This is a genomic window from Streptomyces sp. NBC_01237 (genome assembly GCF_035917275.1).
Classification (GTDB): domain Bacteria; phylum Actinomycetota; class Actinomycetes; order Streptomycetales; family Streptomycetaceae; genus Streptomyces.
Genome location: NZ_CP108508.1, coordinates 3,915,297 through 3,936,861 on the forward strand (window position 1 = coordinate 3,915,297; position 21,565 = coordinate 3,936,861).

Genomic DNA, 21,565 nt, shown 5'->3' on the forward strand with positions numbered 1-21,565 from the left:
CCGCTACGAGATGGCGGTGCGCAGTTCCGCCAGGTCCAGCTGCTCGGTCTCGTCGTGCGCGGTGAGGTCGATGACCTTGCCCACGGCACGGTTCTCGGCGGCGCCCGTGCGATGGGCGGCCAGCGCCTCCTCGCCCACCACGTCCGCGAGGTCCTCGTTCTGCACGGCCTCGATCGCGGCGCCGGCCTTCTGCGTACCGAAGAAGTCGAAGCTTCCCTGCGGGACCAGGTGACGGCGCGCGGCGGCGTACGGGACGACGGCCGAGGCCGCCGGTACGGTGCGCGGCACATGGACCGGTGCGGTGGACGCCGCCGGGGCGGGCTGGGCGGCGGGCTGCGGGGCGGGCAGGGCGGCCGACGGACGGCGGTGCTGGTGGTCGCCCGCGCCGGTGGCCGCCGCGTGCTTCCCCTGCGGGCCCTCCGCCTCCGTGTTCCGTGCCTTCGCCCGCTCCGCGAGATCGCGCTGCCTGGCCTGCTCGGCGGCGCGGCGGGTCTTCTGGAGCTCCGCGTTGCGCGTGAGGTCCGCAAGGGCCTGGGCGGCGCGCAGATACGCGGCCGGGGTCGGCGTGGACCGGGCGGCGGGCAGCTCCCGGGGGGCGGCGGCCGCTTCGATCGCGAGCTGCCGGCGGCCCTCCAGCGCGCTGGCCCGCTCGGTCTCCGCGTTCGCGTACCGGCGCAGCAGTGCGGCGTGCTCCCCGCGCAGTCCGGCGAGCTCCACGCGCTTGCGGCGCAGCTTCGTCTCCAGCCGGGCGCGCAGTTCGCGCGCCTCCTCCAGGTCCTGCTCCAGTTCGGCTGTCCGCTCCTCGGCGCGCCACTCGTCACCGGCACGGGCGCGCGTCAGCTCGGCGACCCGCAGCCCGGCGGCCCGGTCCCAGCTGCGCATCAGATACGCGCCGGTGGCGGCGGTGGCCGCCACGGCGGCCACCAGTCCGCGCAGGACGAGGGGTTCGGCGAGCAGCCAGGCGCCGGCGGCACCGACAACCGACACTCCGGCGACCACGGAGGGCGGCAGAATTCTGTGAAGGGGCGGCGAATGGCGGTGGCGTCCACGTGGCATGGCCTGAAATTTACCGTGTGTACGGGCGCCTTGGGGGGCCGCCCGGCAATCTGTTCCCCGCCGGTGACCTGGCGGCGCCGGAAAGGGCTTCCGCGAGTGTCGCCGGAAGTCCGAAAAGGTCGGCGGAAGCCCGAAAAGCGCTCTCCGGGCGCCCGATTCCGGTTCAATCGGGCGCCCGTTCGTGCCGCGTACCGCCCTACTTCTTGATCAAACCTTTGGACTGCAGATAGTCCTTGGCGACATCGGCGGGCTTGGCGCGTTCGGCGTCGATCTTGCGGTTCAGTTCCGCGAGATCTTCCGTGGTGAGCGTGTCGGTGAGCTTCCCGAGCGCGTCGGCGATGTCCTGGGCGCCCGCGTCCTTGGCATTGAGCACCGGAAGTACGTTGTCGGCGTTCTGGAGCTTCTTGTCGTCGTCCAGGAACACCAGCCCGTCCAGCACCGCGTCCGTGGTGGTCGTCAGAACCAACTGGTCCTTGCCGTCCTTGACCGCCTGCTTGGACTGCGGGGTGCCGACGCCCTTGGGGTCGATACCGGTGACGTCAATGCCGTACGTCTTCTTGAGACCCGGTGCGCAGAAGGGCCGCACCTCGCACTCGTCGCCCGCCGCGATCTTCACCTTGAGCTTCGACTTACCAAGATCGGAAAGCGTCTTGAGGTTGTTCTTCTCGGCGAATTCCTTGGACACCGCGAAGGCGTTCTGGTCGACGGCGGCGCCGACCGGGAGCACCTTCAGACCGAGCGGAGTGGCGAGCTTCTCCAGGGCGGCGACCGTGGCCGTGGCATCCCCGGAGGCGACCGGCTTCTTCTCCGCCTGCGCGGCCCCGTTCACCTTGGCGTTGAGGAATTCGGCGATCGTGGCGGCGTATTCCGGGACGACGTCGATCTCGCCCTTCTCCAGCGAGGGCTCGTACAGCTCGCGGTTCTTCACCGTGGTGATCGAGGTGCTGTAACCGGCGTCGGCCAGGATCTGCGCGTACAGCTCGGCGAGCACCTTGGACTCGGTGAACGAGGCGGAGCCCACGACGAGCGTGCCCTTCTTGCCCGAGCCGGCCGATGTGCCGGAGCCCCCCTTCTCCTTCTCCAGGCTGTCGCCGCCGCAGGCCGCGAGCGACCCGGCCAGCGCCACCATGCCGATGACCGCACCCGCTATGCGCGAGGTCCTGCTCATGTTGTTCTCCGTCCGAACGAAATGGGGTGACAAACCATCAAGAAAAGGTCACGTACGGCACGAGGTCATACGGTCCCGCGGCGGCGCTGCGGCGACAGCAGCCGGTCCAGCGCCATCAGCACTCCCTCCACCAGCAGGGCCAGCAGGGCGACCAGCACGGCACCGGCGAAGACCTGCGCGGTGTCGTACGTGTTGAATCCGGCGGTGATGATCCGGCCCAGGCCGCCGAGGCCGACCATCGCGGCGATCGAGGCGGTGGCCACGACCTGGACCGCGGCGGACCGCAGTCCGGTCATGATCATCGGGTAGGCCAGCGGCAGCTCGACCCGCACGAAGAGCTGCCCGCCGGACATCCCCATGCCGCGCGCGGCCTCCACCACCGACCGGTCCACCTCCGTCATCCCGACGTAGGCGTTGGTCAGCAGCGGGGGCACGGCGAACAGGACCAGCGCGATGATCGTGGGCAGATAGCCGGAGTTGCGCAGGGGCGTGACCATGAAGAGGGCCAGCACCGCGAAGACGGGGATCGCCCGGCCGACGTTGGAGATATTGACCGCGAGCGCACCCCCCTTGCCGATGTGCCCCAGATACAGGGCGAGCGGCAGGGCGATGGCACAGGCCACCGCGAGCGCCACCCCGCTGACATAGAGATGCTCGGAAAGCCGGTGCGCGGCCCCGTTCTCCCCCGACCAGTTGGCCCCGGTGGTGAGCCAGGTCCAGGCCCCCTCGATGACTCCCACGGGTCAGCCCGCCTCCACCTTCGTGACGACGGGCGATCCCGCCGGGCCGCCGGTCGCTCCACCCCGACCCGCCGGCCCCGTCCGTCCCGCCGCACCCGTCGTCGGGCGTATTCGGGTCCAGGGCGTCAGCAGTCGCTGGAGCCCGAGCAGCAGCAGATCCGCCGCCACCGCGAGCAGTACGCAGAGCACCGACGCGGTCAGCACCTGGGCCTTGAAGAAGCTCGGCAGCGCGTCCTCGATGAGATTGCCGAGCCCGCCCTTGCCGACGAGTGAGCCGACGGTCGTCAGCGCGACCGTCGACACCGTGGCGATGCGCAGGCCCGCCATCAACGCGGGCAGCGCGAGCGGGAGTTCCACTTCCCAGAGCAGCCGGGCGGGGCCGTACCCCATGCCCTTGGCGGCGTCCTTCGCCTCCTGCGGCACCGCTTCGAGCCCCGCCAGGATGTTCCGTACGAGGATGGTCAGCGAATAGAGCACCAGGCCAGTGACGACCAGCGCCGCGGAGAGTCCGAACAACGGCAGCAGCAGCGAGAACATCGCCAGCGACGGCACGGTGTAGAGCACGGTCGTCAGCCCCAGCACCGGCCCCGCGAAATGCCGTCCGCGGCGCGCGAGCAGCGCCAGCGGAAAGGCGACCGCGAGCCCGATCAGCACCGAGACCGCGGTGATCCAGATGTGCTGCACGGTGGCGTCGGTCAACTCCTGGCTGCGGGAGCGCAGATACTCCCCGCAGATCCAGTCGTTCGCCACCAGGCAGTTCTCTCCGGCCATCCGTCCCCCACCCCCAGCTTTCCTTCGTGATGCCGCCCCGAACTGATGTCTGGCGAGCCTATCCTCGACCACTGACAATCGCCGAGGCTGTCGCATTCCGGCAACATGTCCTTCACAGAACGCCCGTCACAATGGGGAATCATGATCCGTTTCGAGCACGTCACCAAGCGGTACGCGGACGGCACCACCGCCGTCGACGACCTTTCCTTCGAGGTCGGCGAGGGCGAACTGGTCACGCTCGTCGGACCTTCCGGCTGCGGCAAGACGACCACCATGAAGATGGTGAACCGGCTGATCGAACCGACCGAGGGGAGGATATTCCTCGACGGGGACGACATATCCGCCATCGACCCCGTCCAGCTCAGGCGCCGGATCGGCTATGTCATCCAGCAGGTCGGCCTCTTCCCGCACAAAACGGTCCTGGAGAACACCGCGACCGTCCCCCACCTCCTCGGCTGGAATCGCGGAAAGGGGCGCGAGCGCGCCGCCGAACTCCTCGACCTGGTCGGACTTGATCCTTCCGTTTATGGCGGCCGCTATCCGGAACAGCTCTCCGGCGGTCAGCGCCAACGCGTCGGAGTGGCCCGCGCATTGGCCGCCGACCCCCCGGTCCTGCTGATGGACGAACCTTTCGGGGCGGTCGACCCCGTCGTCCGTGAACGGCTGCAGAACGAATTCCTGAAACTCCAGGCCCAGGTCCGTAAAACCGTGCTGTTCGTCACGCACGACATCGAGGAGGCCGTCCGGCTCGGCGACCGTATCGCCGTCTACGGGCAGGGCCGCATCGAGCAGTTCGACTCCCCCGCCACCGTGCTCGGCGCCCCCGCGACCCCGTACGTCGCGGACTTCGTCGGCGCCGACCGGGGACTGAAGCGGCTCTCGGTGACGCCCATCGAGGAGAGCGACCTCGACCAGCCGCCCGTCGTCCACCTCGACGACCCGCTCGCGACGGCGACCGAACGGCTCCGGTCCGAGGGCGCGCGCTGGGCGGTCGTCCTGGACGGCCGGGACAACCTGCACGGCTGGATCTCCGCCACCAGCGCGGCGTCGGCCACCGCCGGGGGAACGGTCCGCGAGCACGCCCGCCGCATGGAGGCGTGGCTCCCGCTCGGCGCCCCGCTCAAGCAGGCGTTCGCCACGATGCTCCAGCACGACGCGGGCTGGATCGCGGTCATCGACAAGGAGAGCGCCGGCCGCTTCCTCGGCGTCCTCACCCCGGCCCGGCTGCACGAGGCCCTGCGCCGCTCGATCGACGCGGACGCCCAGGACGTACCGCGCGCGGAGGTCGCCGTGGAGACCGTGGCGAAGGTGGAGACGGCGGGGGCACCGGGCACGAAGGCGGGGTGACCCGGACCGCCCGCGTCAGTTCTCGCTGAGCCTGCCGCTCATCCAGTCCAGGGCCGCCGGGATCTCCCGCCGCCAGGTGGTGAAGTTGTGCCCGCCGCTGTCGAGCACGATCGACGACACCCGGGCGGGAGCCTTCACCCGCTTGATGAACTCCTTGGTCGCCTTGAGGTTCCCCTCGCCCTGCCGGGACGTCGTGACCAGGAAGGACCCGCCGGGCGGCGGCCGGTTCTCCAGGGTCCACAGCAGGTCGGCACGGTTGCGCGCCGCCTCGTCGCCGTGGAACAGGTCGCCCGTCGTCGGGTCCTCGGCCGCCCGGTAGTACGCGGAGAGTCCGGCACTCACCGTGAACCGGTCCGGGTGGTGCAGCCCGATCTTCAGCGCGCAGTAGCCGCCGGTCGAGTTGCCGATGATGCCCCAGTTACGGGCCCGGTTCCCGACCCGGTACGACTCCGAGATCGCCTGCGGCAGGTCCTTCGCGAAGAACGTCTCCGTCTTCGGGCCCTTGGGGATGTCCACGCACTCGGTGTCCCTCGGCGGCGCCACCGTCGGCCGCAGCATCACCAGGATCATCGGCTGGGCCTTGCCCGCCTTCACCCGTGCGAGGGCCGTCTGCGGATAGCGCAGCCCCTTGAACAGGTTCTCGGCCGTGCCCGGGTACCCCGTGAGCACGACGACGGCCGGGAAGCTCCGCCGGGCGTAGGCGGGCTGGAAGTACTCCGGCGGCAGATAGACGTACGCCGAGCTCTCGATGCCCGAGATCTGCCCGGAGACGACGACCTTGTCGAGCCGTCCGCCGGTGGCGGGCCGCGTGCCACCGGGCCCGTCCGGCCGCTGGGTGCCCACCCGGACCATGTTCGCGGACCCCGACGCGCCGTCCGCGTGGTCGTTGACCACGCCCAGGTCCTGCTTCTGCCCGAAGAGATCGGCCCAGGAACCGTAGAAGAGGAACGAGTTGTTGGCCGCCAGGCCGACCGAGGCGAACACCATCACCTGGGTCGCCAGCAGCAGTCCGATCCGGCCCGAGACCGCACGGACGCCACGCCGCGCCAGCCGCGGCCACAGCCAGATGGTGGCGGCGAACAGCACGACGGCCAGTGATGCCGCCAGCGCCAGAACTGCGTTACTGGTGAGACCCATGAGTGAAGTAGAGCTTTCTGTGCATGAATTTTCCGGAATGTGGGGGAACCTACTCCCCGGAAGCCTCGTCCTAGAGGGCGCACATCGTCCGTAGGGGCTTCGGCCGACGGACCTAAGAATCTCTCGCGGAGCCACGGGAAGCGATGTCTGTCACGGTAGATGGGGATAAAACAGGGTCGGTTCCGCATCGCGTACGCCAGTTCGTACGCGGGCCCCGCCCCGAATCCGTACCGGCCCTGGTCGGCGGTGCCTGCGCCGTCGTCGGCCTGATCGACGTCGCCGCCGGGGTCTTCCCGCGCTTCCGGCACAGCCGGATGCACACGGTCGCCGAGGTGCTCCCCGGCGCCCTCGGCCCGTTCGCCGCGGCGCTCTCGCTGAGCGCGGGCATGCTGCTGCTCCTGCTCGCGCACGGGCTGAAGCGGCACAAGCGGAGGGCCTGGCGGGCCGCCGTGGTGCTGCTTCCGGCGGGGGCCGTGGCCCAGTTCGCGTACCGGCACTCGATCGTCGGCGTCCTCGTCTCCCTGACGCTGTGTTACCTGCTGGTGCGCCACCGGAGTGAATTCCGGGCCCTCCCCGACCCCCGGAGCCGTTGGAGGGCACTGGCCAACTTCGTCCTGCTCGGCGCCGGTTCCCTCGTGCTCGGTCTGGTCATCGTCAGCGTCCACCCCGGCCGGGTCGTCGGGAACCCGTCCATAGCCGACCGCCTCCAGCACGTGATGTACGGACTGTTCGGCTTCGAGGGGCCCGTCGACTACGCCGGGCGGACCTCCTGGACCGTGGCGTACTCGCTCGGCGCCCTCGGCCTGCTGACCGCCGTCACCACCGTGTACCTCGCCTTCCGCCCCGAACATCCTGCCGCCCGCCTCACCGAGGACGACGAGGCCCGGCTGCGGGCGCTGCTGGAGCGGCACGGCGGCCGTGACTCGCTCGGCCACTTCGCGCTCCGCCGCGACAAGGGCGTCGTCTTCTCCCCCAGCGGCAAGGCGGCCGTCTGCTACCGGGTCGTGTCCGGGGTGATGCTGGCCAGCGGCGACCCGATCGGCGACGTGGAGGCGTGGCCCGGCGCCATCGAACGCTTCATGGACGAGGCGAAGGCGCACTCCTGGACCCCTGCGGTGATGGGCTGCAGCGAGACCGGCGGCGAGGTCTGGACCCGTGAGACCGGACTCCTGGCCCTGGAACTGGGCGACGAGGCGGTGGTGGACGTCGCGGATTTCTCCCTCGCCGGGCGGGCGATGCGGAACGTGCGCCAGATGGTCAAGCGCATCGAACGTAACGGCTACGAGACCCGGGTCCGGCGCGTACGCGACATCGGCGACACCGAGCTGGAACGCATCCGGTCGGCCGCCGCCGACTGGCGCGGCACCGACACCGAACGCGGCTTCTCCATGGCGCTCGGCCGGATCGGCGACCCCGGTGACGGCGACTGCGTCATCGCCACCGCCCACCTGGCCGGCTCCGGCCCCGAGGACTCCCCTTACGGGGACCTGAAGGCCGTCCTCCACTTCGTGCCCTGGGGGCGCGACGGGATGTCCCTGGAACTGATGCGCCGCGACCGCTCCGCCGACCCGGGTATGAACGAGCTGCTGATCGTCGCCTCCCTCCAGGCCGCCCCGAAGCTCGGTGTCACACGTGTGTCGCTGAACTTCGCCATGTTCCGCTCGGCGCTCGCGCGGGGTGAGCGGCTGGGCGCGGGGCCGGTGCTGCGCTGCTGGCGCGGGCTCCTGATCTTTCTTTCGCGCTGGTTCCAGATCGAGTCGCTGTACAAGTTCAACGCCAAGTTCCGGCCGCGCTGGGAGCCCCGCTTCGTGGTTTTCCGCACCAGCCGTGACCTGCCCCGCATCGGCTTCGCGGCGATGCAGGCGGAGGGCTTCGTGAACCTCTCGCTCCCCCGGCCGTTCCCGGCCCGCCGGCCCCGCCCCTGCGCCCATCCGCCCCAGCGCGGCCCGGAGCACGGGGTGCGCGCGGCGTAACGGGCCGCCGTACGGGCCTACGCTGGTCGTATGAGTACGTTGCGCGGACGCGGCACGGTGCGAGGCCTGCCGGACTGGGACCGCTGTGCGGTCATGGGAGTCGTCAATGTGACGCCCGACTCCTTCTCCGACGGGGGCCGCTGGTTCGACACCGGGGCCGCGATCAAGCGTGGCCTCGATCTGGTGGCCGAGGGCGCCGACCTGGTCGACGTCGGCGGTGAGTCGACCCGGCCCGGCGCCAGCCGGGTGGACGCGTCGGAGGAGCTGCGGCGCGTCGTCCCCGTCGTGCGGGCCCTGGCCTCCGAGGGCGTCACCGTCTCCGTGGACACCATGCGGGCCCGCGTCGCCGAACAGGCCGTCGCCGCCGGGGCGACCCTCGTCAACGACGTGAGCGGCGGCCTCGCCGACCCCGACATGATCCCGGTGGTCGCCGCCGCCGGTGTCCCGTTCGTCGTCATGCACTGGCGCGGCTTCAGCGAGTCCATGAACAGCCGGGCGGTGTACGAGGACGTCGTCGCCGAAGTCGTCGCCGAACTGCGCGAGCGCATGGAAGCCGTGACAGCGGGCGGCGTGGCCCCGGAGCGCCTGGTGATCGACCCCGGCCTCGGCTTCGCCAAGGACGCCTCCCACGACCTCGCGCTCGTCGCGCACCTCTCCGACCTGCGCGATCTGGGCCGCCCGCTGCTGGTGGCCGCCTCCCGCAAGCGCTTCCTCGGCCATGTCCTGGCCGGGCCGGGCTCCGCACCACCCCCCGCCCGCGAGCGCGACGCGGCCACCGCCGCGATCTCCGCCCTCTCCGCACAGGCGGGTGCCTGGGCGGTCCGGGTCCACGAGGTGCGGGCCACCGCCGACGCCGTGCGGGTCGCCCGCGCCGTGGAAGGAGCCGCGTGAACGACGACCGCGCACAGGCCGCCGAGGACATCGCGGAGGTCGAACAGGCCAATACGGCCTTCTACGAGGCGATGGAACGCGGCGACTTCGAGGAGCTCTCCGGCCTCTGGCTGCCGGGCGAGGACCTCACCGTCTCCTGCGTGCACCCGGGCTGGCCGGTCCTCACCGGCCGCGGCGAGGTGCTGCGCAGCTACGCGCTGATCATGGCGAACACCGAGTACATCCAGTTCTTCCTGACCGATGTCTCGGTCGCCATGACCGGTGACACGGCACTGGTCACCTGTACCGAGAACATCCTCAGCGGCGGCCCGGCCGAGGACGGCAACGCCCTGGGCCCGCTCGTGGGCCAGCTCGTCGTCGCCACCAACGTGTTCCGGCGTACCCCCGACGGATGGAAGCTCTGGTCGCACCACGGCTCCCCCGTGCTCACCGAAACCGATGAGGAAGACGACGAGGAAACACCCTCCTGAGCGGGTACCCGTCCACGAGGGGTTGGGCCCCGGAACCACGGGGTAGGGGCGGCTACCAGCCCCGTGAGGTCCCGTCCATAGCCCCCACGGGCGAGCACTGTCGGTGCTCGCAGGTAGATTCGAAGCAAGTCGTCCCGCCGCCCGCACGCGGCAGGGTGCCTTGCCGACCAACGACAGCAGGAGTGATTCGCGTGGATCGTGTCGCGCTGCGCGGCCTCAAGGCCCGTGGGCACCATGGCGTCTTCCCCCGGGAACGGGAAGAGGGCCAGACCTTCATCGTGGATCTGGTGCTCGGCCTCGACACCCGCCCCGCGGCGGCCGCCGACGACCTGGCGCGCACCGTGCACTACGGCGTGGTCGCGGAGGAGGTCGTCGACGTCGTCACGGGCGAACCGGTCGATCTGATCGAGACACTGGCCGAGCGCATCGCCCAGCAGTGCCTGAAGCACGAAGGCGTCCAGGAGGTCGAGGTCGTCGTGCACAAGCCGGACGCCCCGATCACCGTCCCCTTCGACGACGTGACCATCACCATCACCCGGAGCCGAGCATGACCGCATTTTCCACCGAGGGGCAGAGCGACCCGACCGTACAGCCGGTGCCCGCCGCCGTGGTCGAGCAGGTGGACGCCGCGGACATCACCCTCTCCAACCCCAAGCGCGCCGTGCTCTCGCTCGGCTCGAACCTGGGCAACCGCCTGGAGACCCTCCAGGGCGCCATCGACGCGCTGGAGGACACCCCCGGCCTGCGGGTCAAAGCGGTCTCCCCGGTCTACGAGACGGAGCCCTGGGGCGTCGAGGCCGGCTCCCAGCCCTCGTACTTCAACGCGGTGATCGTCGTGAAGACGACCCTGCCCCCGTCCTCCCTGCTGGAGCGCGGCCAGGCCATCGAGGAGGCGTTCGACCGGGTCCGCGACGAGCGCTGGGCCCCGCGCACCATCGACGTCGACATCGTGGCGTACGCCGATGTGGTCTCCGACGACCCGCTGCTCACCCTCCCCCACCCCCGCGCCCACGAGCGGGCCTTCGTGCTCGCCCCGTGGCACGACGTGGACCCCGAGGCCCAGCTGCCGGGCGCCGGCGCGGTCGCCGACCTGCTGGCCGGTGTCGGACGCGACGGCGTACTGCCCCGGGCCGATCTGGAACTCCGGCTGCCCGAGTAGTCGTTAGGCTCGAAGGACACCGGGCCGGCACGGGCGGCCCGGCCATCAGGACGGAGAAGGGCGGCTCACGCGGTGAAGGAACTACGGCTCGGGGTACTGGCGGGCCTCTTCGCCGCCGCCGGAGTGCTCTCCTGGGGCGCGGCCAGGCTCTGGGACTCCCTGGACAGCCTGCCGAGCGTCCCGCTGGCCGCCCCCATCGTGCTCGCGGTGATCGCGGTCGTCCTGCTCGCCACCGCGCTCTCCATCCGTGCCCGGCTGCGCGCCCAGCGGGAGCGCCGTCCGGGGGCGAAGGGCGTCGAGCCGCTGATGGCGGCCCGCTCGGTCGTCTTCGGTCAGGCGAGCGCCCTCGTGGCCGCCCTGGTCGCGGGGATGTACGGCGGCACGGGCGTCTTCCTGCTCGGCTTCCTCGACATCCCGCCCCGCCGCGACCAGGCCATCTACGCGGGCCTCTCGGTCGTGGCCGGGATCGCGGTCATAGCGGCCGCCCTGTTCCTGGAGCGCGTCTGCAAGCTCCCGGAGGACCACGACGACGACAACAAGAGCGCGGCAGCCGCGTAGGCGGTCCGCCGCGCTCCTCCGTGGCTCCCCGGCGCCGTGACCATCCGTCCCGGCGCCGGTATCCGCGTCCGCCCCGGCGTCAGCGCGCCATGATGAGGCTCATCGCCTCCGCGCGCGTCGCGGGGGCACGGAGCTGGCCGCGTACCGCCGAGGTGATCGTCTTCGCACCGGGCTTGCGGATGCCCCGCATCGACATGCACATGTGCTCGCACTCGATGACGACGATGACGCCGCGCGGCTCCAGTATCTGCATCAGCGAGTCGGCGACCTGTGTGGTGAGCCGCTCCTGGACCTGCGGGCGGCGGGCGTAGACGTCGACCAGCCGGGCCAGCTTCGACAGACCGGTGATCTTTCCGGTGGCCGCGGGAATGTAGCCGACGTGCGCGACGCCCCGGAACGGCACCAGGTGGTGCTCACAGGTGCTGAACACCTCGATGTCCTTGACGAGCACCATCTCGTCGTGACCCAGGTCGAACGTGGTCGTCAGGACGTCCTCGGGCTCCTGGTACAGGCCCGCGAATATCTCCTTGTACGCCCGTGCCACGCGCCCCGGCGTCTCCCGCAGGCCCTCACGGTCCGGGTTCTCGCCTACCGCGATGAGAAGTTCGCGTACCGCCGCCTCGGCCCGCTTCTCGTCGAACTCGCCGATCGGACCCTCGCCGTCCAACGTCACCGGGTCGGTCATCTGTGCCTCGTTCCTCTGTGCTGTCACAAGCGCGGGCTGCGCGCAGAGCTCGCAGGCATACGGAAAAGCCGCGCCCCCACAGGCTAAAACCTGGGGGGCGCGGCATCCATTCCGGGCCCGGTAGGACTCCCGTGACAGGGGCCACACCGAGGTCGGTACGGGGCTAGCTCTCCGGACGCTCTTCCGGTGTCGCCTCGGTGGACGGGGCGTCATCCTTCGTCAGGTCCGTCGGGGCGATCTCCGCCGGAGTGGCCGAACCATTGGCGGTGGAGGCGCCATTGGTGAGGGCCAGCTCCTTCGGCGAGAGCACCGGCGGCCGCGTCGACGGGGTGCGCCGGGCGGAACCGGTCCACGCCGGGCGGGCCGGGCGCTTCACGATCGGGGCGAAGATCTCGGCGATCTGCTCCTTGCCGAGCGTCTCCTTCTCAAGGAGTTCGAGCACGAGGGCGTCGAGGATGTCGCGATTCTCGACGAGGATCTCCCACGCGTCGTTGTGCGCGGTCTCGATGAGCTTCTTGACCTCTTCGTCGACGAGCGCCGCGACCTCTTCCGAGTAGTCGCGCTGGTGACCCAGCTCCCGGCCCACGAAGGGCTCGGTGTTGTCGCCGCCGAACTTGATCGCGCCGAGCCGCTCCGTCATGCCGTACTGCGTGACCATCGCGCGGGCCGTGGCACTGGCCTTCTCGATGTCGTTCGCCGCACCGGTGGTCGGGTCGTGGAAGACCAGCTCCTCGGCCGCGCGCCCGCCCAGCATGTAAGCGAGCTGGTCGAGCATCTCGTTGCGCGTCGTGGAGTACTTGTCCTCCTCCGGGAGCACCATCGTGTAACCGAGGGCGCGGCCGCGGGAGAGGATCGTGATCTTGTGGACCGGGTCCGACTGGGGAGAAGCCGCCGCGACCAGGGCGTGGCCGCCCTCGTGGTACGCGGTGATCTTCTTTTCCCGCTCGGACATGATCCGGGTCCGCTTCTGCGGGCCCGCCACGACGCGGTCGATGGCCTCGTCGAGCATGCTGTTGTCGATCAGCGTCTTGTTGCTGCGCGCCGTGAGGAGCGCGGCCTCGTTCAGCACGTTCGACAGGTCGGCACCGGTGAAGCCGGGCGTACGGCGGGCGACGGCGCCGAGATCGACGTCCTTCGCTACCGGCTTGCCCTTCTGGTGCACCTTGAGGATTTCGAGACGGCCCAGCATGTCCGGACGGTCGACCGCGATCTGCCGGTCGAATCGTCCCGGACGCAGCAGCGCCGGGTCGAGGATGTCCGGCCGGTTCGTGGCGGCGATCAGAATCACGCCGCCCTTCACATCGAAGCCGTCCATCTCGACGAGCAGCTGGTTGAGGGTCTGCTCGCGCTCGTCGTGACCGCCGCCCATGCCCGCACCGCGGTGCCGGCCGACGGCGTCGATCTCGTCGACGAAGACGATCGCCGGGGCGTTCGCCTTGGCCTGCTCGAAGAGGTCACGCACTCGGGAGGCACCGACACCGACGAACATCTCGACGAAGTCGGAACCGGAGATCGAGTAGAACGGCACACCCGCCTCGCCCGCGACGGCGCGAGCGAGCAGCGTCTTGCCCGTACCGGGCGGCCCGTACAGCAGGACACCCTTGGGGATCTTGGCGCCGACGGCCTGGAACTTCGCCGGCTCCTGGAGGAACTCCTTGATCTCGTGGAGCTCCTCGACAGCCTCGTCGGACCCCGCCACATCGGCGAACGTCGTCTTCGGGGTGTCCTTGGTGATCAGCTTGGCCTTGGACTTGCCGAACTGCATGACCTTGGATCCGCCGCCCTGCATCTGATTCATCAGAAACAGGAAGACGACCACGATCAGGACGAAGGGCAGCAGCGAGAGGAGGATCGAGACGAACGGGGACTGCTTCGACGGCGAGACGGTGTAACCCTTCTCGATGTCACCGCTCTCGAACTTCTTCTGCAGCGTGTCGGCAAGCTCGACGCCCTGGTTGCCGATGTAGCTCGCCTGGAACTTGCTGCCGGACTCGCCGTCGAGCTTCTGGCCGCCCTTCAGCTCAATCTTGAGAATCTGTTCGTCACCGGTGGTCAGCTTGGCCTGCTCCACCTGGTCCTTGCTGATCGCCTGGATCACCTTGCCGGTGTCCACCGTCTTATAGCCGCCAGACGAGCCGACGACCTGCATCAACACGACCACGGCGAGGACGGCCAGCACGATCCACATGACCGGCCCACGGAAGTATCGCTTCACGTCCATCCATACGGAGCGAAGACGCCCCGTCCCTCCTGCCCGTAGGTAAATGCTGCTGTGAGATAAAGACTGTTCTTCGGACGGTACCCCAGCATTGTCACCTGCGACCGCCGGGGACGTCTGACAAACCCGCTTTCGAAGCCTTCAACGGCGGGAAATCAGTGAGGGTTCCCCAGAGTTCGGGCGGGTTCGGGCCCGTTCGGGCCCCTGCGGGCTGTCAGCCGCCGTAGACGTGCGGAGCGAGCGTGCCGACGAACGGAAGGTTGCGGTACTTCTCCGCGTAGTCCAGTCCGTAGCCGACGACGAACTCGTTGGGGATGTCGAAACCGATCCACTTCACATCGATCGCGACCTTCGCGGCATCCGGCTTGCGCAGCAGGGTGCAGACCTCAAGGGTGGCCGGCTCCCGCGAGCCCAGGTTGGACAGCAGCCAGGACAGCGTCAGACCGGAGTCGATGATGTCCTCGACGATCAGGACGTGCTTGCCCTTGATGTCGGTGTCCAGGTCCTTGAGGATCCGGACGACGCCGGAGGACTGGGTGCCCGCGCCGTACGAGGAGACGGCCATCCAGTCCATCGTGACGGGGGTGGACAGCGCGCGCGCCAGGTCCGCCATCACCATCACCGCGCCCTTGAGCACGCCGACGATGAGCAGGTCCTTGCCCGCGTACTCCGCGTCGATCTTCGCGGCCAGCTCGACGAGCTTCGCGTCGATCTCTTCCTTGGTGAGGAGCACCGACTGAAGGTCGGTGCCCATGTCCTTCTCGTTCACCCGCGTCTCTTTCTTTGCCTGCCGGACCCGGGGCGCACCCCGGACCGGCCCGGCTGTTTCGCCTGCACTTCAGCCGCTTGCGCTTCAGCTCTGCCGAATCACCAGTCTGCCACCCTGCCGCCGGGCTTCGACGCGGCCGGGCAGGTTGATGGCCCGCTGGCCGCGCCAGCCGGTGATCAGGCGGTCGACTTCCTCGATGTGCCGGGCGAACAGCGAACCGGCCGGAGCCCCGGCGTCGAGCACGGCCCGGCGCAGCACCCGGCGGCGTACGGCGGGCGGCAGGACGTAGAGCTTGGCGCACTCCAGCCGGCCGTCGTCGTCGCGTACGGAGGTCTCGGCCTCGGCGGCCCAGGTGTCGAGGGCGTCGGCGTCGTCGCGGGAGAGCTGGGCCGTACGGGCGAGGGCTTCGACGACACCCTTGCCGAGCGCCTTCTCCAGGGCGGGCAGGCCCTCGTGGCGCAGCCGGGAGCGGGTGTAGGCGGGGTCGATGTTGTGCGGGTCGTCCCAGACGGGGAGGGACTGGACCAGGCACGCCTTGCGGGCGGTCTGCCGGTCGAGCTGGAGGAAGGGGCGGCGGTAGCGGCCGGCCGGTCCGGAAGCGGCGGCCATCCCGGAGAGCGAGCGGATGCCGGAGCCGCGGGCGAGGCCGAGCAGAACCGTCTCCGCCTGGTCGTCGCGGGTGTGGCCGAGGAGGACGGCGGCCGCGCCGTGGCGCTCGGCGGCGGCGTCCAGGGCTGCGTAGCGGGCGTCGCGGGCGGCGGCCTCGGGGCCGCCCTCACGGCCGACGTCCACGGCGACGGACTCGACCGGGTCGAGGTCCATGGCGGCGAGCCGGGCGACGACCTCGGCGGCACGCAGGTCGGAGCCTGCCTGGAGGTTGTGGTCGACGGTGATCCCGCCGGCCCGGACGGAGAGCTTGCGGGACTCGAAGGCGAGGGCGGAGGCCAGCGCCATGGAGTCGGCGCCGCCGGAGCAGGCGACGAGCACGAGGGGGGTGTCGGGCCGTTCGGGGAGTGCGGCGCGGCCGCTGCCCGCACCGGCTTCGGCGAACCGGGCGCGTTCGGCGAGCGGGGAGCGCCGCGCCTGTTCCGGGTGCCGGTCGTGGTCGGAGTGCCGGTTGTAGTCGGTGAGTACGTCGTGGAGTACGCGGCGGACCGCCAGGCGTATCGCCGCGACCGCAGGATGGGGACCCATGTCCGGTGCCCTTCATGGAGTTGGGGGTGCGTCGAGCGCCGGAACGGGTGCGTTCCGTCACTCAGAGTGCGTCGATGGTGACAGAGCCAAGCTGTCCATCGAGCATTGCACGCCTTCCCATGCCCCTATGGTCCCTCGGATGGGTGATTGGAGGGCCATTCCGCGGTCGTCGGGCGGTACGGGATCACGACTCTGCCTTACGGTGCACCCGCGCGACCCAGTCCTCCGGCTTGGCGATCTCCGCCTTGGTCGGCAGGGTGTTCGGTGAGGTCCAGATCCGGTTGAAGCCGTCCATACCGACCTCGTCGACCACGGACCGGACGAACTTCTCGCCGTCGCGGTACTGCCGCAGCTTGGCGTCGAGGCCCAGGAGCTTGCGCAGGGCCAGGTCGAGGCGGCCCGCCCCGTTCGCCCTGCGCTGCTGGAACTTCTCGCGGATCTCACCGACGGAGCCGACCACCTCGGGACCGACGCCGTCCATCACGAAGTCCGCGTGGCCTTCGAGCAGCGACATCACGGCGGTGAGGCGGCCGAGGGTCTCGCGCTGACCGGGCGTCTGCACGATCTCGACGAGGCTGCGTCCGCCCTCCTCGCCCTGCTCGCCCTCGGGGCGGCTGCCGCCGGACAGGGTCTGGGCGGCCTCGCGCAGCCGCTCCAGGACGGTCACCGGGTCGACGTCGGTCTCGTCGAGGAACGACTGGATCTCGCCCCGCAGATGGTCGCGGAGCCAGGGCACACCGGTGAACTGGGTGCGGTGGGTCTCCTCGTGGAGGGCCACCCAGAGCCTGAAGTCGTGCGGGTCGACGTCCAGTTCCCGCTCGACGTGGACGATGTTGGGGGCGACCAGCAGCAGTCGGCCGCCGCCGGTGGCGGAGCCGGGCAGCTCACGGGTGGCGGGGGCGAACGTCTCGTACTGGCCGAGGATGCGGGAGGCCAGGAACGACAGCAGCATGCCCAGCTCGACGCCGGTCACCTTGCCGCCGACCGCACCGAGGACGGCGCCGCCGGGGCCGCCGCCTCGCCGGTCCTGCATCTTCTCCAGGAGGGGGCGGAGCAGCTCGCGGAAGCCCGCGACGTTGGCCTTGATCCAGCCCGCGCGGTCCACGACCAGGACGGGGGTGTCCTCCGGCCGGCTCCCCTCCGGAATCATCCGGGTGAACCCGCGTACGTGTTCCTCCGAGGCCTTGGCATGCCGGCGCAGCTCCGCGACGACGGCGCGGGCCTCCTCGCGGCTGATGTCGGGGCCCGGCCGCACGAGCCGGGTCGCGGTCGCGACCGCGAGTTTCCAGTCGACCATCTCGGCACCACCGATGCTCGTCATGCGCCAACCGTACGTGAGGCGGGCGCCCGGTGGCGGGGTGTTGCACCGCTCATCGGGTCTTCCCGGTGAGCGCGGTGGCCAGGGCGTCGAGGGCCGGCTCGGCCTCGGCGGCGGACGGGGTGCCCGACGCCAGGAAGGCGAAGGCGAGGAGCCGCCCCCGGTGGTCCAGGACCGTTCCGGCGAGGGCGTTGACGCCGGTGAGGGTGCCGGTCTTGGCGCGGATCACACCGGTGCCGCGGTCGGTCGCGGAGTAGCGGTTGCCGAGTGTGCCGCTGAACCCCGCCACCGGGAGGCCGGTGAGGACGGGGCGGAGTTCGGGGTGGTCAGGGTCGGCGGCGCGGGCCAGCAGGGCGGCGAGGAGTCCCGCGGTGACCCGGTCTTCGCGGTCGAGGCCGCTGCCGTCGGCGAGGCGGGCACCGGTCACCGGCATCTTCAGTTTCTTGAGCTGCGCGGTGACGGCGCGCCGGGAGCCCTTGAAGTCGGCCGGTTCGCCCGCCGCGAGGGCGGTCTGCCGGGCGAGCGCCTCGGCGATGTCGTTGTCGCTGTTGGTCAGGGCCCGTTCGACGAGGGAGGACAGCGGGGCGGAGCGGTGCGTGGCCACCGGCTCGGACGCGGCGGCGGGGCGGCCGGCCCGGGGGGCCCGCTTCGTCGCGACGCCGTCGTCGTCGAGATACCCGGCGAAGGCGCGGGCGGCGTCCCCGGCCGGGTCGGTGGTGCGCGGGGCCGGACCGCGGTCGGTGCTGTCGAGGCGTCCCTCGTTGACCATCAGGGCGCTGACGGGGGCGATGTTCTCGTTGGGGCCGATGGGGTGCAGGGCGGGCCCGGAGTAACGGGAGGTGTCGTAGGCCAGCTTGACGGAGGTGATGCCCTTCGCGCGCAGGGCCCGCACGGTGTCGGCGGCCAGCGCGCGCAGGGCGGCCTTGTCGAGGGTGGGGTCACCGCCGCCGACGAGGGTGAGGGTGCGCCCGTCGGGCGACGCCCGGACCGTCGTGGCGATGCGGTGGTCGGGGCCGAGGGCGGAGAGCGCGGCGGCCGCGGTGGCGATCTTGACGGTGGAGGCCGGGGTCATGGGGGTGGTGGCGCCGTGTCCGTACAGCTGCTTGCCGGTGGCCGTGTCGATCACGACGGCGGTGCTGCGGGTGCCGAGTGCGGGTGAGTCGAGCAGCGGGGCGAGGGTGTCCGGAAGACCGGACGCGCCCTCGGGGGCCGAACGGGGGACGGTGGAGCCGAGCGCGCCGAGTACGGCGGGCGCGCTGGGGGCGGGGTCCGCTCCGCCGGGCGCGGTCCGGCCGTGATGTGCGCCACCTGTACGATCCCGGACGGCGGCCCGGTCCCGCTCGGCCTTACGCTGACCGGAGTCCCAGGGACCGGCGGCGATGACGGCGCCGGCCGCGACGACCAGGCCGAGCACAGCGGAGCCTGCGACGAGCGGCCAGTTGTCCGACCCGAGTGTTCTCTTCGGGTCTTTCAGCTTGTCCTTCAGCGTGTCTTTGAGCCTGCCCCATTTGTTCAACGGCTTGATCGAGGGTCTTTCCACCGGCTCGGCCACCGTTGACCAGCCCCTTTCGCGAGCACACTTCTGCGTGGGGGACACTTAATCACCAGTCGTATGTGTTGATCATGGAGGAGCCACCCGTGGAGTTCGACGTCACCATCGAGATTCCGAAGGGTTCGCGGAACAAGTACGAGGTGGACCACGAGACCGGTCGGATCCGTCTGGACCGTCGGCTCTTCACCTCGACCAGCTACCCCGCCGACTACGGATTCGTCGAGAACACCCTGGGCGAGGACGGCGACCCGCTGGACGCGCTGGTCATCCTGGACGAGCCGACCTTCCCCGGCTGCCTCATCAAGTGCCGCGCCATCGGCATGTTCCGTATGACGGACGAGGCCGGCGGCGACGACAAGCTGCTGTGTGTCCCGGCGTCCGACCCCCGGGTGGAGCACCTGCGCGACATCCACCATGTGTCGGAGTTCGACCGCCTGGAGATCCAGCACTTCTTCGAGGTCTACAAGGACCTGGAGCCCGGCAAGTCCGTCGAGGGTGCCGACTGGGTCGGCCGCGCCGAGGCGGAGGCCGAGATCGAGGCTTCGTACAAGCGTCTTGAGGCCCAGGGCGGCGCGCACTGACGTAGCTCTTCCGGTTCCGTTTGTGAGCCGGACGGCCGTACGGGAACGGGCGGCACACCCACCTGGGTGTGCCGCCCGTTCCGTGTGTCGGCAGCGTCCGCCCGCGGTGTGCGCCCGTTTCGCGCGCGGGCTGTTTCCGGGTGCGCGCCCATGTCCGCGGCCATACTGGGCACACGAGCCGCCGAGGGTGTGCAGAGACGAGGAGCGAGGTCGAGTGGTGGCGGAATCGGGCGGTCCTGAGGACCAGAAGCCCCAGTCCGACGAGGCGCGCAGCGCCTTCGTCCCGCCTGCCGGGACGGGTCGGCCCACCTCCCCGCCCGAGGACGACCAGCCGACGTCGGAGTTCGCCGTGCCGCCCGGTCTGCAGACCGATGCGCCGGGCGGTGCCGGACCGGGTTCCGGTTCCGGTTCGGGTTCCGGGGGTGGTTCGGGCGGCGGATCGGGAAGCGGCTCGAACTCCGACACGCTGAGTTCGGCCTTCGCCCCGCCCCTGACGTACAGCGCCCAGCATTCGCCGCCCGCGTTCACCCCGGCGCAGGGCATCCCGATGATCCGGCTGACCAAGGAAGCCCCGTGGCAGGACCGGATGCGCACGATGCTGCGGATGCCGGTGACCGAGCGCCCGGCCCCCGAGAGCGTGCAGCGGACCGACGACTCGGGCCCCGCCGTGCCGCGGGTGCTCGACCTGACGCTGCGTATCGGCGAACTGCTGCTGGCGGGCGGTGAGGGCGCCGAGGACGTCGAGGCGGCGATGTTCGCGGTGACGCGTTCGTACGGTCTCGACCGGTGCGAGCCGACCGTCACCTTCACCCTGCTGTCCATCTCGCACCAGCCGTCGCTGGTCGAGGACCCGGTGACGGCGAGCCGTACCGTACGCCGCCGGGGCACCGACTACACCCGGCTGGCCGCGGTGTTCCGGCTCATCGACGACATCGCCACGGAGGACATCGACGTCTCGCTGGAGGAGGCGTACCGGCGCCTCGCGGAGATCCGGCGCAATCGGCACCCGTACCCGGGCTGGGTGCTGACGGCCGCCGCCGGGCTGCTCGCCGGTTCGGCATCGGTGCTGGTCGGCGGTGGAGTGCTGGTCTTCATCGTGGCGGCGGCCGGCGCGATGCTCGGGGACCGGCTGGCCTGGCTCTGCGCCGGGCGCGGGCTGCCGGAGTTCTACCAGTTCATGGTCGCGGCCATGCCGCCCGCCGCGATGGGCGTCGCGCTGACCCTGACCCATTCGACCGATGTCCGCCCGTCCGCGGTGATCACCGGTGGGCTGTTCGCGCTGCTGCCGGGGCGGGCGCTGGTCGCCGGTGTGCAGGACGGCCTGACCGGCTACTACATCACCGCGGCGGCGCGGCTGCTCGAAGTCATGTACTTCTTCATCGGCATCGTCACCGGTGTGCTGCTGATCCTCTATCTGGGGGTCCAGCTGGGCGTCGGGCTGAATCCGGAAGCCCGGTTCGTGCCCAACGACCGGCCGGTGCTCCAGATCCTGGCGTCGATGGCCCTCAGCCTGGCGTTCGCCGTCCTGCTCCAGCAGGAACGATCCACCGTGCTCGCGGTGACCCTCAACGGGGGCGTGGCCTGGATCATCTACGGGGCGATGGCCCGCACCGGCGGCATCTCGGCGGTGGCGGCCACAGCGGTGGCGGCCGGTCTGGTGGGCCTGTTCGGGCAGTTGTTCTCGCGCTACCGGTACACGTCCTCGCTGCCGTTCATCACGGCGGCGATCGGACCGCTGCTGCCCGGTTCGGCGACGTACTTCGGGCTGCTGGGTGTGGCACAGGGCGAGTTGGACACCGGGCTGGCCTCGCTGTCGACGGCGGTGGCGACCGCGCTGGCCATCGCGATCGGCGTGAACCTGGGGAGCGAGATCTCCCGGCTCTTCATGCGGGTGCCGGGCGCGGTCGACGGCGCGAACCGCCGTGCGGCCAAGCGGACGCGTGGCTTCTGATCCGTGTGACGCGTGGCTCCGCCACGC

20 protein-coding genes are annotated in these 21,565 nt (G+C 70.7%); 9 read left to right on the plus strand and 11 right to left on the minus strand.

What is annotated here, in order from left to right; genetic code table 11:
* Nucleotides 1-3: 3 nt before the first annotated feature.
* From OG251_RS17320 to OG251_RS17335, 4 genes are all read right to left on the minus strand, one after another.
* The gene (locus tag OG251_RS17320; RefSeq protein ID WP_326678036.1) at nt 4-1,056 is read right to left on the minus strand and encodes a hypothetical protein; all 1,053 of its coding nucleotides are present in this window, start codon (nt 1,054-1,056) and stop codon (nt 4-6) included.
* Nucleotides 1,057-1,252: 196 nt separating this feature from the next.
* Entirely contained in the window at nt 1,253-2,224 is a 972-nt protein-coding gene (locus OG251_RS17325) for an ABC transporter substrate-binding protein (RefSeq protein WP_326678037.1), read from the minus strand.
* Between the two features lie 65 nt (nt 2,225-2,289).
* Nucleotides 2,290-2,964: an ABC transporter permease gene (locus tag OG251_RS17330; RefSeq protein ID WP_326678038.1), complete on the minus strand. Its 675-nt coding sequence runs from the start codon at nt 2,962-2,964 to the stop codon at nt 2,290-2,292.
* 3 nt (nt 2,965-2,967) lie between these two features.
* Nucleotides 2,968-3,735, minus strand: a complete 768-nt coding sequence (locus OG251_RS17335) for an ABC transporter permease (RefSeq protein ID WP_326678039.1) — start codon at nt 3,733-3,735, stop codon at nt 2,968-2,970.
* Between the two features lie 141 nt (nt 3,736-3,876).
* Here OG251_RS17335 and OG251_RS17340 point away from each other — a divergent pair, with 141 nt between their 5' ends.
* Nucleotides 3,877-5,082, plus strand: coding sequence for an ABC transporter ATP-binding protein (locus OG251_RS17340; RefSeq protein WP_326678040.1), 1,206 nt, complete (start codon nt 3,877-3,879; stop codon nt 5,080-5,082).
* Nucleotides 5,083-5,097: 15 nt separating this feature from the next.
* On the opposite strand, the gene OG251_RS17345 is transcribed toward OG251_RS17340, so the two are convergent.
* Nucleotides 5,098-6,219 (minus strand): alpha/beta hydrolase, encoded by a 1,122-nt coding sequence (locus OG251_RS17345; RefSeq protein WP_326678041.1) that lies wholly within the window; start codon nt 6,217-6,219, stop codon nt 5,098-5,100.
* Between the two features lie 143 nt (nt 6,220-6,362).
* Between OG251_RS17345 and OG251_RS17350 the strand changes: the two genes are divergently transcribed.
* The 6 genes from OG251_RS17350 to OG251_RS17375 all read left to right on the plus strand — a co-directional run bounded on the left by OG251_RS17350 (nt 6,363) and on the right by OG251_RS17375 (nt 11,270).
* A complete protein-coding gene (locus tag OG251_RS17350) occupies nt 6,363-8,192 on the plus strand; it encodes a phosphatidylglycerol lysyltransferase domain-containing protein (RefSeq protein ID WP_326678042.1) in 1,830 nt (609 codons plus the stop codon).
* Nucleotides 8,193-8,222: 30 nt separating this feature from the next.
* On the plus strand, nt 8,223-9,083 hold the full coding sequence (gene folP / locus OG251_RS17355; protein ID WP_442818343.1) for a dihydropteroate synthase: 861 nt from the start codon (nt 8,223-8,225) through the stop codon (nt 9,081-9,083).
* On the plus strand, nt 9,080-9,553 hold the full coding sequence (locus tag OG251_RS17360; protein ID WP_326678043.1) for a nuclear transport factor 2 family protein: 474 nt from the start codon (nt 9,080-9,082) through the stop codon (nt 9,551-9,553). The genes folP and OG251_RS17360 overlap by 4 nt, the downstream gene beginning before the upstream one ends.
* 191 nt (nt 9,554-9,744) lie before the next feature.
* On the plus strand, nt 9,745-10,104 hold the full coding sequence (gene folB / locus OG251_RS17365; protein ID WP_010063731.1) for a dihydroneopterin aldolase: 360 nt from the start codon (nt 9,745-9,747) through the stop codon (nt 10,102-10,104).
* The gene (gene folK / locus OG251_RS17370) at nt 10,101-10,712 is read left to right on the plus strand and encodes a 2-amino-4-hydroxy-6-hydroxymethyldihydropteridine diphosphokinase (RefSeq protein WP_326678044.1); all 612 of its coding nucleotides are present in this window, start codon (nt 10,101-10,103) and stop codon (nt 10,710-10,712) included. Before folB ends, folK begins: the two co-directional genes overlap by 4 nt.
* A 72-nt stretch (nt 10,713-10,784) precedes the next feature.
* Nucleotides 10,785-11,270, plus strand: a complete 486-nt coding sequence (locus tag OG251_RS17375) for a DUF3180 domain-containing protein (RefSeq protein ID WP_326678045.1) — start codon at nt 10,785-10,787, stop codon at nt 11,268-11,270.
* Between the two features lie 79 nt (nt 11,271-11,349).
* Here OG251_RS17375 and folE read toward each other — a convergent pair whose 3' ends face one another.
* The 6 genes from folE to dacB form a co-directional block, all read right to left on the minus strand.
* Nucleotides 11,350-11,955, minus strand: coding sequence for a GTP cyclohydrolase I FolE (folE, locus tag OG251_RS17380; protein ID WP_266805405.1), 606 nt, complete (start codon nt 11,953-11,955; stop codon nt 11,350-11,352).
* A 163-nt stretch (nt 11,956-12,118) separates the two neighbouring features.
* Nucleotides 12,119-14,176 carry an ATP-dependent zinc metalloprotease FtsH gene (gene ftsH, locus OG251_RS17385; protein WP_326678046.1) on the minus strand — a complete coding sequence of 686 codons (2,058 nt, stop codon included), beginning with the start codon at nt 14,174-14,176 and terminating at the stop codon, nt 12,119-12,121.
* A 211-nt stretch (nt 14,177-14,387) separates the two neighbouring features.
* Nucleotides 14,388-14,927, minus strand: coding sequence for a hypoxanthine phosphoribosyltransferase (gene hpt / locus OG251_RS17390; RefSeq protein ID WP_073719669.1), 540 nt, complete (start codon nt 14,925-14,927; stop codon nt 14,388-14,390).
* A 99-nt stretch (nt 14,928-15,026) separates the two neighbouring features.
* Entirely contained in the window at nt 15,027-16,136 is a 1,110-nt protein-coding gene (gene tilS, locus OG251_RS17395) for a tRNA lysidine(34) synthetase TilS (RefSeq protein ID WP_326678047.1), read from the minus strand.
* A gap of 184 nt (nt 16,137-16,320) precedes the next feature.
* A complete protein-coding gene (locus OG251_RS17400) occupies nt 16,321-17,457 on the minus strand; it encodes a zinc-dependent metalloprotease (RefSeq protein WP_326678048.1) in 1,137 nt (378 codons plus the stop codon).
* A gap of 49 nt (nt 17,458-17,506) precedes the next feature.
* Complete coding sequence (gene dacB, locus OG251_RS17405; RefSeq protein ID WP_326678049.1) at nt 17,507-19,006, minus strand: D-alanyl-D-alanine carboxypeptidase/D-alanyl-D-alanine endopeptidase; 1,500 nt, start codon at nt 19,004-19,006, stop codon at nt 17,507-17,509.
* Between the two features lie 86 nt (nt 19,007-19,092).
* Between dacB and OG251_RS17410 the strand changes: the two genes are divergently transcribed.
* Entirely contained in the window at nt 19,093-19,587 is a 495-nt protein-coding gene (locus OG251_RS17410) for an inorganic diphosphatase (protein ID WP_003968257.1), read from the plus strand.
* 214 nt (nt 19,588-19,801) lie between these two features.
* Nucleotides 19,802-21,538 (plus strand): threonine/serine ThrE exporter family protein, encoded by a 1,737-nt coding sequence (locus OG251_RS17415; RefSeq protein WP_326678050.1) that lies wholly within the window; start codon nt 19,802-19,804, stop codon nt 21,536-21,538.
* The last annotated feature ends 27 nt before the right edge of the window (nt 21,539-21,565 follow it).